We start from the raw sequence: 14401 nt of genomic DNA on the forward strand, positions 1-14401 counted from the left end.
TCCGGAGTGCTCAGCCCAGTCCCGGGCCCCTGACGGGGATGCTGGTGAAGGTGGGCGCGGGGGCCGGCTCGGTGAAGAAGTCGTTGCCCTTGTCGTCCACGACGACGAACGCGGGGAAGTCCTCCACCTCGATCTTCCAGACCGCCTCCATGCCCAGCTCCTCGTACTCGACGACCTCGACCTTCTTGATGCAGTCCTGGGCCAGCCGCGCGGCGGGACCGCCGATCGAGCCCAGGTAGAAGCCGCCGTGCGCGTCGCAGGCGTCAGTGACCTGCCGGGAGCGGTTGCCCTTCGCCAGCATGACCTTGGAGCCGCCGGCCGCCTGGAACTGCTCGACGTAACTGTCCATCCGGCCCGCCGTCGTCGGGCCGAAGGAGCCCGAGGCGTAGCCCTCGGGGGTCTTCGCCGGACCCGCGTAGTAGACGGGGTGGTCCTTCAGGTACTGCGGCATCTGCTCGCCCGCGTCGAGCCGTTCCTTGATCTTCGCGTGCGCGATGTCCCGGGCCACCACGAGCGGGCCGGTCAGTGAAAGCCGGGTCTTGACCGGGTACTTGGTCAGCTCGGCGAGGACGTCGTCCATCGGCCGGTTGAGGTCGATCCGTACGACCTCGGTCTCGTCCAGGTGCTCGTCCGTGGTCTCCGGCAGGAAGCGCGCGGGGTCGGTCTCCAGCTGTTCGAGGAAGACGCCCTCGGCCGTGATCTTCGCCACCGCCTGGCGGTCGGCCGAGCAGGACACGGCGATGGCGACGGGCAGCGAGGCGCCGTGCCGCGGCAGCCGGACGACCCGTACGTCGTGGCAGAAGTACTTGCCGCCGAACTGGGCGCCGATACCGATCCGTTGGGTCAGCTCGAAGACCTTCTGCTCCAGCTCCTTGTCGCGGAAGCCGTGCCCGGTGGGGGAGCCCTCGGCCGGCAGCTCGTCCAGGTAGTGCGCCGAGGCGTACTTGGCGGTCTTGAGCGCGAACTCCGCCGACGTACCGCCGACGACGATCGCCAGGTGGTACGGCGGGCAGGCCGCCGTGCCGAGCGAACGGATCTTCTCCTCAAGGAACTTCATCATGGCGCCCTCGTTGAGGATCGCCTTCGTCTCCTGGTAGAGGAACGACTTGTTGGCCGAGCCGCCGCCCTTGGCCATGAAGAGGAACTTGTACGCGCCGCCGTCCGTCGCGTACAGCTCCACCTGCGCGGGCAGGTTCGAGCCGGTGTTCTTCTCCTCCCACATGGTGAGCGGAGCCATCTGCGAGTAGCGCAGGTTGAGCTTCGTGTACGCGTCGTAGATGCCGTGCGACAGGGCCTCTTCGTCACCGCCGCCGGTCAGCACCTGCTGACCGCGCTTGCCCATCACGATCGCCGTACCGGTGTCCTGGCACATCGGCAGCACGCCCGCTGCCGCGATGTTCGCGTTCTTCAGCAGGTCGAGCGCCACGAACTTGTCGTTCGACGACGCCTCGGGGTCGTCGATGATGCGGCGCAGCTGGCTGAGGTGGGCGGGGCGCAGATAGTGCGAGATGTCGTGCATGGCCTCGGCGGCGAGGATGCGCAGCGCCTCCGGCTCGACCTTCAGGAACGTACGCCCGTCGGCCTCGAAGGTGGAGACGCCTTCGGCGGTCACCAGTCGGTAGGGCGTGGTGTCCTCTCCGACGGGAAGCAGATCGGAGTACGCAAAATCCGGCATTACGGCCATTCCTCACTCGACGGGCGGCGGCGCGGCCTCCATTGGCCGAGCGCCCTCCAGCGTAGGACGCGGCGCGGGTGCCCGGACCGTGAGGTACGGCTCACCCGCCCCGGCTTCTCCGCCTCCGGGGCCGCGGTGCCGATCCGCCTCTGGGTCCGCGTCTCCGACGCGCCGCCCGGCAACTACCCCTAGTCGCGATCTATCGCGTTTCGCTACATTGGTTTCGTGGACCTCGAAAAGCACCCCCAGAAGCCCGTCGCGTCGGCGGAGCCCCCAGGTATCCGGGCCTCGGACATCCGGGCCTCCGACGCGGACAGGGACCGGACCGCCGACATCCTCAGGGAGGCGCTGGCGGAGGGCCGTCTGGACGCCGAGGAGCATGCCGAGCGGATCGATTCCGTCTACCGGGCCAAGACCGTCGCCGAGCTGGCGCCGCTGGTACGGGACTTGCCGTCCGGCGGCCAGGGGGCGCGGGGCGCGGCTCCCGGAGCTTCCGGGGCGCCGGGGTCGTACCCGTACGGGCCCGACGACCCGAACGCGACGGCCGAGAGCATGATCGCGGTCTTCAGCAGCAATACCCGCAAGGGGCGTTGGCGGATCGGCGCGCGCACCAACGCGTTCGCGCTGTTCGGCAACATCGAGATCGACCTCACCGAAGCCCTCTTCGGCCAGCGGACCACCGTGATCAACGCGACGTCGATCTTCGGCAACGTGGAGGTCAGGGTCCCGGAGAACATCTCACTGCGCGGCAGCGGCACCGGCGTCTTCGGCAACTTCGAGGTCCACACGCTGGAAGCGCCGGAGCCGGACGCGCCGGTGGTCGTGGTCAACGGCTACTCGGTGTTCGGCAACATCGAGGCCAAGCCGAAGCGCGGGAAGTTCGTCGCCAACCTCCAGGACTTGCTGCGCAAGCACCTCCGTCAGTGACCGCGGGCCGTCTTCGCGCGACTGCGGACCGTGTCCCGAGTGCCACTCAGTGCATAGGAGCACGCACAGCGGGTAGGGAGAGCTGCATCGTCTCTCGCTCGCGAAGCCGTCGTCAGGAGTAGACCGTGCTGCATCCGCCGCATCAGCCCCTGCAGGTCGCTGCCGTTCCCGCCCAGCGGAGTCCCGCTCGGGAGGATCAGGCCGGCCCGTGGCATTCGGAGGCTGTGTGCCGCCGGGACGAGGCCGGGTTGTTCTTCGCCCCCTCCAAGGAGCCGACAGCCGCGAGGCTGTCGCGTGAGGAGGCCGCGAAGCGGGTCTGTGCCCGGTGCCCCGTGATGGTGGAGTGCCGGGAGCACGCCTTGGTCCAGCCCGAACCGTACGGCGTCTGGGGCGGCCTGACCGCAGCCGAGCGCCGGGTGGTGCTGGCGCGGCGCAGGCGGCGCGAGGTGGAGCTGCGCAAGGCGGCGCCGGCGGGCAGGATCGCGGCGGCCGGCTGAGCGGCGGCGGTTCCTGATCGCGTACGGACTTGATCGCGTACGGACTTGATCGCGTACGGAAGGGGTGCCCCGCCGCACAACGGGACACCCCTTCCGATGCGACTCGTCCTGCTACGTCCTACTTCGCGCGGTCGAAGTCGATGGTGCTGTAGGCGCGCAGCTTCGACAGCCGGTGCGTCGAGTCGATCTGCCGGATCGTGCCCGACTTCGAGCGCATCACGAGCGACTGGGTCGTCGCCGTCTCCGAGCGGTAGCGCACACCGCGCAGCAGCTCGCCGTCGGTGATGCCGGTGGCGACGAAGAAGACGTTGTCGCCGCTGACGAGATCGTCCGTGGACAGCACCCGGTCGAGATCGTGACCCGCGTCGATCGCGCGCTGCCGCTCGTCGTCGTCCTTGGGCCAGAGCTTGCCCTGGATGACTCCGCCGAGGCACTTTATGGCGCACGCCGAGATGATGCCCTCGGGTGTACCGCCGATGCCCATCAGCAGGTCGACGCCGGTGCCTTCGCGCGCCGCCATGATGGAGCCGGCCACGTCGCCGTCGGAGATGAACTTGATCCGGGCGCCGGTCTCCCGGATCTCCTTGACGATGCCGTCGTGCCGAGGCCGGTCCAGGACGACGACCGTGACGTCCTCGGGGGACGAGTGCTTCGCCTTGGCGACCCGGCGGATGTTGACGGCGACCGGGGCGTTGATGTCGACGAAGTCCGCCGCCTCGGGGCCGGTGACCAGCTTGTCCATGTAGAAGACGGCCGACGGGTCGAACATGGCGCCCCGGTCGGCCGCCGCCAGCACGGCGATGGCGTTCGGCATGCCCTTGGCGTTGAGGGTCGTGCCGTCGATCGGGTCGACGGCGATGTCGACCTCGGCGCCGGTGCCGTCACCGACGTGCTCGCCGTTGAACAGCATCGGCGCTTCGTCCTTCTCACCTTCGCCGATGACGACGACGCCGTTCATCGAGACGGTGGAGACGAGGGTCCGCATGGCGTTCACGGCGGCGCCGTCGGCGCCGTTCTTGTCGCCCCTGCCGACCCAGCGGCCGGCCGCCATCGCGGCGGCCTCCGTGACCCGGACGAGTTCGAGGGCGAGGTTGCGGTCAGGTGCCTCGGGAGACACCTCAAGAGGGGGAGGTAGTTGATGCTCGGTCATCGGAACGCACCTTTCTGTACGGCGACGGCCGGAAAAGAGGGTGATACGACTCTATCCGTACATCGACAACTTGAGCAGAGGGGTCCACGGATGAGCGCGAAACGCTGATGCGACGATGGGGGAGTGGCAGGCGAGCGAGGCAGACAGACGGTGCGGGACATGTTGCTGTCGATGGTGGTCATCGGGATCATCGTCGCGGTCATCTATGTGTTCATCCCCCATGACGACAAGGCGGACCCGGTCAAGAAGGTCGACTACCGGGTCGAACTCCTGACGGCGCGCCGCGCGGCGCCGTACCCCGTAGCGGCCCCCACGGGCCTGACGGGCAAGTGGAAGGCCACCTCCGTCACGTACGACGGTGCGAACGGCAACTCCTGGCACCTCGGCTTCCTGGACCCGGAGGGCGAGTACGTCGCGATCGAGCAGTCGACGTCGCCGACGAAGCGGTACGTCTCCGACGTGACGCAGGAGGCCAAGAACACCGGCAAGACCCAAGAGGTCGCCGGCCAACCCTGGCAACGCTGGAAGGGCCCGCGCTACGACGCCCTGGTCCGCACGGAGAACGGCGCGACGACGGTGGTGACGGGCACGGCGTCGTACGAGCGCCTGGGCGCGATGGCGGCGGCGCTGGAGTTCAAGAAAACGGCGGTACAGGCGGGCGCGTAAGGGCTGGGCGCGGGCGCGCGGGCGTGTTGGGGGCGTCGCGTCATCGACGGGCGTCGGCGTCGCGAGGCGCGGTGCCAGGGCAGCACGCCAGCCCTGCCGGATCCGACCGGAACACTTTCGGCCGTCAGCTCCCACGCAGCGGTCGTACGTCCGCGCGGCCGCCATGTCCTGCCACGCTCGCTGTCGTGCGCCGGCAGAGCCGGGCGGCACCGGCCGTCGGCTCGGTGGCGATGCGGCAGGGTGCCGGGCTGAGCCGGGGGATACCGGCCTTCGCCGGGTTCCGGGTCCCGTGTCCGGGTGTCCGGTGCTGACCGGCGGCAGCGCCGCACGGCGCAGTGTTGGCTCGGGGTGGCGCGGATACCGCATCGCGTCACGCTCAGCGCTCATACGCCGGTGGAACCGGGATGCCCGGCCGTCGGGCGCAGTGGCCACGGTGCGTACCCGTGCGGGCGCCTCACGGCGACCGACGGCAACGCCTGCCGGATCCGAACGTGAGGACCCCTGGCCCTGGGGCCGGCATCCAACGGCTCCCGAGGGCGCGTCCGGAAAACTTGACCCGAGAGCGTGCCCAGGGGCCCGAGGTCGGGGGCCGGTCGGCGACCGACGGCGACGCCGTGCGGGGAGGTGCCAGGGCATGCGAGTCCTGCCGGATCCGAACGGGAGGCCCCGGGCCGTGGGCCCGGGATCCAGCGGCTTCCGAGGGCGCGCCCGGAGACGTCGCCCCGAGAGCGTGCCCGCAAGGGCCCGAGGCCGGGGGCCGGTCGGCTACTCCTCCGCTGCCGGCTCGTCGCGGTCCGGGGTGGCCAGGGAGGCGTCCAGGCGGGCGCGGGCGCCCTCCAGCCAGCGGCGGCAGACCTTGGCCAGCTCCTCGCCGCGCTCCCACAGGGCCAGCGACTCCTCCAGCGTCGTGCCGCCCGTCTCCAGCCGGCGGACGACCTCGATCAGTTCGTCGCGCGCTTGCTCGTAGCCGAGCGGCTCACCGGCCGTGGCCGCTGATGTTTCCGTGTCTGTCTTGGCCATGGCATCCACCCTACGAGCGCTCTCCGACAACAACCGCGCACTTCACCGCGCCTGACACCTTCGTCCTCACTCCGTCACCCGCACCGTGAACTCCCCGTCCGCCACCCTCGCCCGCAGTTCCTCCGCGCCCGCGAGCCCTTCAGGGGACCTGACGACCGACCCGTCCTCGCGCTGCAGCACCGCGTACCCCCGCTCCAGCGTCGCGGCGGGCGACAGCGCGACCACCCGCGCCAGCGTGTGCGACAGCTCCGAGTCGGCACGGTCCAGCTGGTGCCGCAGCACCCGGCGGCCCCGGTCGGCCAGCGCCGTCACCTCGGCCGCGCGCTCCTCCAGCATCCGGTGGGGCCGTTCCAACACCGGCCTGGCCAGCGCGTGCGCGAGCCCGCGCTCCTCCCTGTCCAGCAGCCCCTGTACGGTCCGCAGCGCCCGGTCCCGCAGCGCCTGCACCCGGTCCAGCTCCTCCCCGACGTCCGGCACGATCCGCTTCGCCGCGTCCGTCGGCGTGGACGCCCGTACGTCCGCCACCAGATCCAGCAGCGGCGAGTCCGGCTCGTGCCCGATCGCGGACACCACGGGCGTACGGCACTCCGCGACCGCCCGGATCAACTGCTCGTCCGAGAACGGCAGCAGATCCTCCACGCTGCCGCCGCCGCGTGCGACCACGATCACGTCGACCTCCGGCAGCTCGTCCAGCTCCCGCACCGCCTCGACGACCTGCGAGACCGCGTTGACGCCCTGCACCGCCGTGTTGCGCACCTCGAAGCGGACGGCGGGCCACCGGCGGCGGGCGTTCTCCAGGACGTCGCGCTCGGCCGCCGAGGCACGGCCGCAGACCAGACCGATCAGCTGCGGCAGGAACGGCAGGGGCCGCTTGCGATCGAGCGCGAACAGCCCCTCGGCGGCCAGCGCCTTCTTCAACTGCTCCAGCCGCACGAGCAGTTCGCCCATCCCGACCGGCCTTATCTCCGTGGCCCGCAGCGAAAGCTGCCCGCGCGGCGCGTACCACTCCGGCTTGGCGCGCACCACGACGCGCGCGCCCTCGGAGACCACATCGGCGATCGCGTCGAAGACCTGCCGGTAGCAGGTGACGCCCACGGAGATGTCGTACGACGGGTCGCGCAGCGTCAGAAAGACGACCCCGGCGCCGGGCCTGCGCGAGAGCTGTGTGATCTGCCCCTCGACCCAGACGGCCCCGAGCCGGTCGATCCACCCACCGATGAGCCGCGAGACCTCCCCGACGGGCAGCGGAGCCTCGGCTGACGTGTTGAGAGCCATGCGCCGAGCGTATCCGCCACGTACGACATCCCCAGGAAACCGCCGGCCTGGCCGGGTCCTCGGCCCGGAGCGAGACCGTTGGAGAGCCTTAGCCGGGCCGGTAAGCCCGCCACTTACGTCGGTCGACGACCCGGATGCGCACCAGGAGCCCGCCGGAGCCGTACCGGGTGCCGGGTCCGGGTCGGGGTCAGGAACCCGCGTCCGACCCCGTCCCCGACCCGGAGCCGGATGCCGACCCCGACCCCGACCCGGACCCGGCACCCGCCTTCGGCGACCCCGGTCCCATCCGTCCTCGCCACTGCACCAGCAGCACCACCAGCCCGATGACGAACCACACCGCGCCCACCAGCTGCGCCGAGTCCGCCGCCTCCACGATCACCGCGATCAGAATCCCCGCGCCGATCACCGGTACCACCACCTGCGTGAACCAGTTCGGGTTGCGGCCCGGACGGCGGACCGCGAACCAGCCGACCACCGACGCGTGCAGCAGCACGAACGCCGTCAGGGCGCCGATGTTGACCACCGACACCAGCCGGTCGAGGCCGTCGTCCCGCCGCGCTGCCCAGACCGCCGCCAGCAGCGTCACCACGGCGGCCAGCAGCAGGGCGACGCGCGGGACGCCCGAGTCCGTACGGGCCAGTGCGCGCGGCAGTCTGCGTTCCCTGCCCATGGCGAAGAGCAGCCGTCCCGCCGCCGCCTGACCCGCCAGCGCCGCGAACGCCGCGCCGATCGCCTTGCTCGAAGCGACCAGGTCGTGCAGCCACCTGCCGACCGACGCGTCCACCGCGTCGTAGAACGCCGAGCCCTGCGCCACCGGATCGGCGGCGAGCTGGGCCGAGGTCTGCGGCTCCAGCAGCGCCACCAGATACGTCTGCGCCACGAACAGCACCCCCGCCAGCGCCAGACAGAGCAGCACCGCCCGTGCCACCTGCCGCGAACCGCCCGTCACCTCCTCGGCGAACGAGGCGATCGCGTCGAAGCCGAGGTACGACAGCACGGCGACCGACACCGCGCCGAGCACGGCGGCGGCCGAAAAACTCGTATCGCTGGTGAACGGCGTGGACCAGCCACGCTCCGCGCCGTCCCGTGCGAGCACCACGATCGCCGACACCACGAACACCAGCAGCACGACGATCTCCAGGGCGAGGACGGCGAAGCCCACCCGGGCCGCGGCCCGTACCCCGGTCAGATTGAGCAGTGTCGTGATCACGACGGCGATCGCGGTCCACACCCACCGGTCGACGGACGGCACCAGCGCCTCCATCGCGATCCCCGCGAAGAGATAGGCGACGGCCGGGATCAGCAGGTAGTCCAGCATCGCCATCCACCCGGCGATGAACCCGGGCGCCTCGCCCAGCCCCTTCCGGGCGTACGCGAAGACCGAACCCGCCTGCGGCGCCACCCGCACCATCTGGGCGTAACTGAAGGCGGTGAAGCCCATCGCGACGGTCGACACCACATAGACCAGCGCCACCGAGCCGTGCGACTTCGCGTCGAGGGTGCCGAAGACACCGACGGGGGCCATCGGGGCGATGAAGAGGAGCCCGTACACGACGAGATCGCGGAAGCGCAGCGTCCGCCGCAACCCGCTGTGCGCGGGCGCCTGCCCCTCAGCCGTCATCGCATGAGTCCGATCGTCGTCGTTCATTCATGTCCGGCGTGTACGTCCGGTCATGCCGAGCACGTACGCCCGTCATGCCGAGCACGTACGCCCGTCATGCCGAGCACGTATGCCGGTCACGCCGAGCGTGTACGCCCGTCATGCCCGGCATGTATGCCCCGTCCGTACCTGCTCAGTCTCACCGGTACGGGCGATCTCGCGCCTGTTCTGGGCGGCCTTACGATGGGACGCATGACTGCTACGTCCCGCAAACGCGTCCTGCTCGCCGCCCCCCGTGGTTACTGCGCGGGCGTGGACCGCGCGGTGATCGCCGTCGAGAAAGCCCTGGAGCAGTACGGCGCGCCGATCTATGTCCGACACGAGATCGTCCACAACAAGTACGTCGTGCAGACCCTGGAGCGGAAGGGCGCCATCTTCGTCGAGGAGACGGCCGAGGTCCCCGAGGGATCCATCGTCATGTTCTCGGCGCACGGCGTGGCTCCCGTCGTCCACGACGAGGCCGCGGGCCGCAACCTCGCCACGATCGACGCGACCTGCCCGCTGGTCACCAAGGTCCACAAGGAAGCCGTCCGGTTCGCGAACGACGACTACGACATCCTGCTGATCGGCCACGACGGCCATGAAGAGGTCATCGGCACATCGGGCGAGGCCCCGGACCACATCACGCTGGTCGACGGCCCCGACGACGTGGCGAACGTGGAGGTGCGCGACGAGTCGAGGGTCGTCTGGCTCTCCCAGACCACGCTCTCCGTGGACGAGACGATGGAGACGGTCGACAAGCTCAAGGAGAAGTTCCCGCTGCTGATCTCGCCCCCGAGCGACGACATCTGCTACGCCACACAGAACCGGCAGATCGCGGTCAAGCAGATGGGCTCCGACGCCGATCTGGTCATCGTCGTCGGGTCCAAGAACTCGTCCAACTCGGTACGGCTGGTCGAGGTCGCGCTCGGCGCCGGCGCCGGCGCCGCCCATCTGGTCGACGCGGCGGACGAGATCGACGAGACGTGGCTCGACGGGGTGTCGTCGGTCGGCGTGACGTCGGGGGCCTCCGTACCGGAGGTTCTGGTGGAAGGCGTGCTGGAGTGGCTGGCCGCGCGTGGTTTCGAGGACGTCGAGATCGTCAAGGCCGCCGAGGAGTCCATCACCTTCTCGCTGCCGAAGGAACTGCGCCGCGATCTGCGGGCCGAAGCCGCTGCGATGACACAGAAGTAACTCCTTGTCAGCGTCTGGCCGTAACGTGTCGTCCATGAACGTCTTCGGAGTGGACATCGGCGGCTCGGGTATCAAAGGCGCGCCCGTGGACCTGGAGCGCGGCGACCTGGCGGAGCCGCGCCACAAAGTACTGACCCCGCACCCCGCGACGCCCGAGAGCATGACGGACGGCGTCGTGGAGGTCGTGGAGCACTTCGGCTGGTCGGGACCGGTCGGCATCACCTTCCCTGGGGTGGTGACCGGTTCCGTCATCCGTACGGCGGCCAATGTCGACAAGTCATGGATCGACGTGGACGCGGGCGAGCTGCTCGGCGAGCGGCTGAGCATGCCGGTCACGGTGCTGAACGACGCGGACGCGGCGGGCGTGGCCGAGATGGCCTTCGGCGCGGGGCGTGGCCGTAAGGGCACGGTCTTCCTGCTCACGTTCGGCACGGGCATCGGCAGCGCGCTCTTCATCGACGGCACGCTCGTGCCCAACACGGAGCTGGGCCATCTGGAGCTGCACGGCCATGACGCGGAGAAGCACGCGTCGACCAAGGCCAAGGACGACGAGGAACTGAGCTGGCACCACTGGGCGCATCGCGTCCAGAAGTATCTGAAGCATGTGGAGATGCTGTTCTCGCCGGAGCTGTTCATCATCGGCGGAGGCGTCAGCCGCAAGGCGGACAAGTTCCTGCCGCTGATCGAGGGCGTCAGGGCGGAGATGGTCCCGGCGCAGCTGCAGAACAACGCGGGGATCGTGGGAGCGGCGATGGCGGCGGCGAGGCGCTGAGGGGAGCGGTCCGGCGACCGCGACGCCGCCGAAGGGCGGACGCGGACCTGCACCGGACCTGACCTCTGCTGACCCAGCCGCGATCGGCGCGGGACCCGTACCTGCGCTGACCCGGCTAGCGACGCGGAAGCCGGGTCCCGGTGCCGATGGAGGCGGCTGCGGCGGTGTCACGTGCCAGCTGCCGCCGCCCCATCTGCCGTACCTTCCGTACGGACGCGATGACGCCGGCGACGAGCGTGCCGCCGTACAACCAGCCGGCGTGCACGGCGAGGGTGGTGATCACGGCCATCGTCTGGCCGCCGAGACCGCCGGAGCCGCCCGAGATCGGTACGGTGCCGACGGCGAAGGCGATCGGCACGCTGATCGGCGCCGTGACCAGGTCGGCCGTCCGCACCCAGAGCGCCGTGGCGGCGCTGAGCGGCAGGAACAGCAGCCCGTACGCGAGCGGCGCCCCGTCGAGGATCAGCTCGTCGAGGAAGCCGACGCAGAGCATCGCGGCGACGGCGAAGAGCCCGGCGCCGAGCCCGGTGAACCGGGGATTGGGCAGTCTGCGCAACGTGAGCACGACGGGCGGCACCCGCCGGCCGCCCGGAGCGGGCACCCGGTAGGAGCCCGCGGCCTCCGAGACCGCGCCGCGCGTCGGAGCCGGGAGGGTGGTCTGCGGCCGCTGCCGGCGCTGGGGGGGACGTGTCCTGGGCTGCTCCACCCGAACAACGTAGGTGGCCCGGGGGTCCCGATCGGGGGTGGGACACGCCCTTTGAATGACCTTGGGGTTGCGTTCGAGGCCTTCGGCCGCGTCGCACCAGGCCCCGACCGTGACGTCGAACCCGTCGTCGAGCCCGCCGGGGCGCCCGTAAACTGGGAAATCGCCAGTCCCCGCTCAGCCCCTCACTTCAGGAAGTCGCCAACGTGTCGCTCACGATCGGAATCGTCGGCCTGCCGAATGTCGGCAAGTCGACCCTGTTCAACGCCCTGACCAAGAACGACGTGCTGGCGGCCAACTACCCGTTCGCCACGATCGAGCCCAACGTCGGCGTCGTCGGCGTACCCGACCCACGCCTGGACAAGCTCGCTGAGCTGTTCAGCTCGCAGAAGATCCTCCCGGCGACGGTCGACTTCGTCGACATCGCGGGCATCGTGCGCGGTGCGTCGGAGGGCGAGGGCCTGGGCAACAAGTTCCTGGCGAACATCCGCGAGTCCGACGCGATCTGCCAGGTCATCCGGGCCTTCAAGGACGAGAACGTCGTCCATGTCGACGGCAAGGTCTCGCCCAAGAGCGACATCGAGACGATCAACACCGAGCTGATCCTCGCGGACCTCCAGACCATCGAGAAGGTCCTGCCGCGCCTCCAGCGCGAGTCCCGCATCAAGAAGGACGTGGGCCCGAAGGTCAAGGCGATCGAGGAGGCCCAGGCCATCCTGGAGACCGGCCAGACCCTCTTCGCCGCGGGCATCGTCCAGGGCACCGACCGCGTCGAGCTGCTGCACGACCTGCACCTGCTGACGACGAAGCCGTTCCTCTACGTCTTCAACGTGGACGAGGACGAGCTGACGGACGACACCTTCAAGGACGAACAGCGCGCCCTGGTGGCCCCCGCCGAGGCGATCTTCCTCGACGCGAAGCTGGAGTCCGAGCTGGTCGAACTGGACGACGACGAGGCCCTGGAACTCCTCCAGTCGGTGGGCCAGGAAGCCCCGGGCCTGGCCACCCTCGCCCACGTCGGCTTCCGCACCCTGGGCCTGCAGACCTACCTGACGGCCGGCCCGAAGGAATCCCGGGCCTGGACCATCAAAACGGGCGCGACGGCCCCGGAAGCGGCGGGCGTCATCCACACCGACTTCCAGAAGGGCTTCATCAAGGCCGAGGTCATCTCCTTCGACGACCTGGTCACCACAGGCTCGGTAGCCGAAGCCCGCGCAGCCGGCAAGGCCCGCATGGAGGGCAAGGACTACGTGATGCAGGACGGCGACGTGGTCGAGTTCCGCTTCAACGTGTAGGCGCGGTAGGTCGCGGCGGACAGGGCACGTCGGGCGGGGTCAGCTGGCGGTGGTCAGGGCGCTTTCGGCGGCTGCCGTTATCGTGCGGGTCTGGTGTTCCACCTGTTTGGCTATCGGGACGCGGCGCAGCCGCAGGTCTCTTTCGAAGTCCGTGCACCACGTGGTGAAGAGTGCGTTCAGTTCGCGGTGCAGTCGCGGGGCGGCTGGGTCGTCCGCCGTTTTCAGCAGCCGCAGCAGGAGGCCTGCTGCGCGCAGGGGTTGGCGGCGGGCGACGACGTCCAGGGCCGTTACCTGGGCCGTTGTCAGGCGGTTCGGGTCGTCGGGGTGCGTGGCGGCGGCTGCCTGGTGGGTCAGGGGGGTCCAGGAGGCGGCGACCACGTCGTACAGGTCGGCGGTCATCCACTCCAGCACCCGCCTGAGCGGGCTGGTTCGGGCCGGGGGCAGGAAGCCGCGTGCCTTGTCGAGGACGGCGGTCACCTGCCGGCCGCCGTCCAGTACGAGCGCGGTCAGGTCGTGGAGTGCGGCGAGGGCGCTCGGGTGGGGGGACGAGTCCTCGGCCAGGTCCGTTGCCCACAGGGGTACTTCGATGATCGCCGTCACGCCGCCGTACCCGGCGGGGGCGCACCAGGTGGACCGGCCGATGTTCTCCGACCCGGCCGCCAGCCGGCTAGTGCTGTCCTCCGGCGGCAGGACGTAGATGCCGGCGGCCGGGTTCTCCCAGTACAGGGCGTCGTAGCTGCCGTGTTGCAGCGGAATGGCGTGCTCTTTGGCCGACGCGTGGAAGGGGACCGTCAGTTCGGGCAGGTCGCGGGTCAACTGGACCCAGCTGCCGCCCGCGTCCACGCTGTGCAGGGAGCACTGCAGGATCGGCCGCAGTTCGTCGATCACGCCGAAGAGCGCGCGGCTCTCCGGGAGCGACTGCCCGATGATCGGTGCCCACTCGGGCTGTTCGGCCGCCATCGGGCGGAAGGCGGAGCCGAAGTAGTCCTTCAGGGTGTGGGGCGCCGTCGCGTCGTTCGTTCCGTACGCGCTCACTCCGTACGTGCTCAGTGTGGCGCCGTCCGGGTCGATGCACAGAATGATGTCCCAGGTGACGGCCGAGAGGTCGGTCACCGTCGACGGGGCGTCGCCGAGCGCCACGCGCTCCGCGAGTGCGAGCGCGCTCACGCCGCTGACCGGTTCGTCGGGGTGGGCTCCCGCGACCACCAGGATGTGGTGCGGCCCGTGGCCCAGGGACAGCATCAGGATCGGTCGGCCCGCGCGTGATGTCCCGATCCGGCGCAGCCGGCTCGCCCCCGGGAACCGGGAGACCAACCGCCGCGCCGAATCGGTGACTTCAGCGACCGTGAGGTAACGGTCCATCATTCGCGTCCGGTCAGGACCCGCCGTTGCCGCCGCTGTCGCCGGTGGTTTCCTTCTTGTCCAGCGGACGGATCTCGATCTTGTTCGCCATGCCGTCTCCCTTCCGGTGACTGCGCGGTGCAGCCGTTTGATGCCCTTGCAAGACTTCGCGTGTCCGGTCAGTGTTGTCAATGACTGCTGTCACAGGGGGAGTTGGGGCTGACGAGATTGGCGCAAAGATGACGGC

At 70.1% G+C, this 14401-nt stretch carries 14 protein-coding genes; 6 read left to right on the forward strand and 8 right to left on the reverse strand.

Annotated features, from left to right (window positions below; all coding sequences use genetic code 11):
• Positions 1-10: 10 nt before the first annotated feature.
• Positions 11-1675 (reverse strand): fumarate hydratase, encoded by a 1665-nt coding sequence (locus OHS57_RS24810; protein ID WP_328583393.1) that lies wholly within the window; start codon positions 1673-1675, stop codon positions 11-13.
• 225 nt (positions 1676-1900) lie between these two features.
• Here OHS57_RS24810 and OHS57_RS24815 point away from each other — a divergent pair, with 225 nt between their 5' ends.
• Both OHS57_RS24815 and OHS57_RS24820 read left to right on the forward strand, forming a co-directional pair.
• Positions 1901-2602 carry a DUF1707 SHOCT-like domain-containing protein gene (locus OHS57_RS24815; RefSeq protein ID WP_041984999.1) on the forward strand — a complete coding sequence of 234 codons (702 nt, stop codon included), beginning with the start codon at positions 1901-1903 and terminating at the stop codon, positions 2600-2602.
• Positions 2603-2727: 125 nt separating this feature from the next.
• Positions 2728-3099, forward strand: coding sequence for a WhiB family transcriptional regulator (locus OHS57_RS24820; protein ID WP_041984998.1), 372 nt, complete (start codon positions 2728-2730; stop codon positions 3097-3099).
• 118 nt (positions 3100-3217) lie between these two features.
• Here the strand turns inward: OHS57_RS24820 and glpX are convergent, their stop codons facing one another.
• On the reverse strand, positions 3218-4249 hold the full coding sequence (glpX, locus tag OHS57_RS24825; RefSeq protein ID WP_041984996.1) for a class II fructose-bisphosphatase: 1032 nt from the start codon (positions 4247-4249) through the stop codon (positions 3218-3220).
• Between the two features lie 123 nt (positions 4250-4372).
• Between glpX and OHS57_RS24830 the strand changes: the two genes are divergently transcribed.
• Positions 4373-4915 (forward strand): DUF4245 domain-containing protein, encoded by a 543-nt coding sequence (locus OHS57_RS24830; RefSeq protein WP_041984994.1) that lies wholly within the window; start codon positions 4373-4375, stop codon positions 4913-4915.
• 765 nt (positions 4916-5680) lie between these two features.
• Here OHS57_RS24830 and OHS57_RS24835 read toward each other — a convergent pair.
• The 3 genes from OHS57_RS24835 to OHS57_RS24845 all read right to left on the reverse strand — a co-directional run bounded on the left by OHS57_RS24835 (position 5681) and on the right by OHS57_RS24845 (position 8831).
• On the reverse strand, positions 5681-5935 hold the full coding sequence (locus OHS57_RS24835) for an exodeoxyribonuclease VII small subunit (RefSeq protein WP_041984991.1): 255 nt from the start codon (positions 5933-5935) through the stop codon (positions 5681-5683).
• A gap of 66 nt (positions 5936-6001) precedes the next feature.
• On the reverse strand, positions 6002-7210 hold the full coding sequence (gene xseA, locus OHS57_RS24840; protein ID WP_328583394.1) for an exodeoxyribonuclease VII large subunit: 1209 nt from the start codon (positions 7208-7210) through the stop codon (positions 6002-6004).
• Positions 7211-7397: 187 nt separating this feature from the next.
• The gene (locus tag OHS57_RS24845) at positions 7398-8831 is read right to left on the reverse strand and encodes an APC family permease (protein ID WP_328583395.1); all 1434 of its coding nucleotides are present in this window, start codon (positions 8829-8831) and stop codon (positions 7398-7400) included.
• A gap of 222 nt (positions 8832-9053) precedes the next feature.
• Here OHS57_RS24845 and OHS57_RS24850 point away from each other — a divergent pair, with 222 nt between their 5' ends.
• The gene (locus OHS57_RS24850; RefSeq protein WP_198533216.1) at positions 9054-10043 is read left to right on the forward strand and encodes a 4-hydroxy-3-methylbut-2-enyl diphosphate reductase; all 990 of its coding nucleotides are present in this window, start codon (positions 9054-9056) and stop codon (positions 10041-10043) included.
• A gap of 34 nt (positions 10044-10077) precedes the next feature.
• The gene (ppgK, locus tag OHS57_RS24855; RefSeq protein ID WP_041984983.1) at positions 10078-10815 is read left to right on the forward strand and encodes a polyphosphate--glucose phosphotransferase; all 738 of its coding nucleotides are present in this window, start codon (positions 10078-10080) and stop codon (positions 10813-10815) included.
• Between the two features lie 115 nt (positions 10816-10930).
• On the opposite strand, the gene OHS57_RS24860 is transcribed toward ppgK, so the two are convergent.
• A complete protein-coding gene (locus OHS57_RS24860) occupies positions 10931-11521 on the reverse strand; it encodes a DUF6542 domain-containing protein (RefSeq protein ID WP_443042960.1) in 591 nt (196 codons plus the stop codon).
• Between the two features lie 203 nt (positions 11522-11724).
• Between OHS57_RS24860 and ychF the strand changes: the two genes are divergently transcribed.
• Entirely contained in the window at positions 11725-12813 is a 1089-nt protein-coding gene (gene ychF / locus OHS57_RS24865; protein WP_328583396.1) for a redox-regulated ATPase YchF, read from the forward strand.
• Positions 12814-12852: 39 nt separating this feature from the next.
• Here the strand turns inward: ychF and OHS57_RS24870 are convergent, their stop codons facing one another.
• On the reverse strand, positions 12853-14175 hold the full coding sequence (locus tag OHS57_RS24870) for a M14 family zinc carboxypeptidase (RefSeq protein ID WP_328583397.1): 1323 nt from the start codon (positions 14173-14175) through the stop codon (positions 12853-12855).
• A gap of 13 nt (positions 14176-14188) precedes the next feature.
• Entirely contained in the window at positions 14189-14359 is a 171-nt protein-coding gene (locus OHS57_RS24875; protein ID WP_157874285.1) for a hypothetical protein, read from the reverse strand.
• Positions 14360-14401: the final 42 nt, after the last annotated feature.

The sequence above is a fragment of the Streptomyces sp. NBC_00370 genome (assembly GCF_036084755.1).
Taxonomy (GTDB): domain Bacteria; phylum Actinomycetota; class Actinomycetes; order Streptomycetales; family Streptomycetaceae; genus Streptomyces.

What these genes read in the sequence shown, in the direction of transcription:
- OHS57_RS24810 (WP_328583393.1), bottom strand. Translation starts at nt 1,675, where the DNA reads ATGCCGGATTTTGCGTACTCCGATCTGCTTCCCGTCGGAGAGGACACC.
- ppgK (WP_041984983.1), top strand. Translation starts at nt 10,078, where the DNA reads ATGAACGTCTTCGGAGTGGACATCGGCGGCTCGGGTATCAAAGGCGCG.
- OHS57_RS24835 (WP_041984991.1), bottom strand. Translation starts at nt 5,935, where the DNA reads ATGGCCAAGACAGACACGGAAACATCAGCGGCCACGGCCGGTGAGCCG.
- OHS57_RS24845 (WP_328583395.1), bottom strand. Translation starts at nt 8,831, where the DNA reads ATGACGGCTGAGGGGCAGGCGCCCGCGCACAGCGGGTTGCGGCGGACG.
- OHS57_RS24870 (WP_328583397.1), bottom strand. Translation starts at nt 14,175, where the DNA reads ATGGACCGTTACCTCACGGTCGCTGAAGTCACCGATTCGGCGCGGCGG.
- OHS57_RS24850 (WP_198533216.1), top strand. Translation starts at nt 9,054, where the DNA reads ATGGGACGCATGACTGCTACGTCCCGCAAACGCGTCCTGCTCGCCGCC.
- glpX (WP_041984996.1), bottom strand. Translation starts at nt 4,249, where the DNA reads ATGACCGAGCATCAACTACCTCCCCCTCTTGAGGTGTCTCCCGAGGCA.
- xseA (WP_328583394.1), bottom strand. Translation starts at nt 7,210, where the DNA reads ATGGCTCTCAACACGTCAGCCGAGGCTCCGCTGCCCGTCGGGGAGGTC.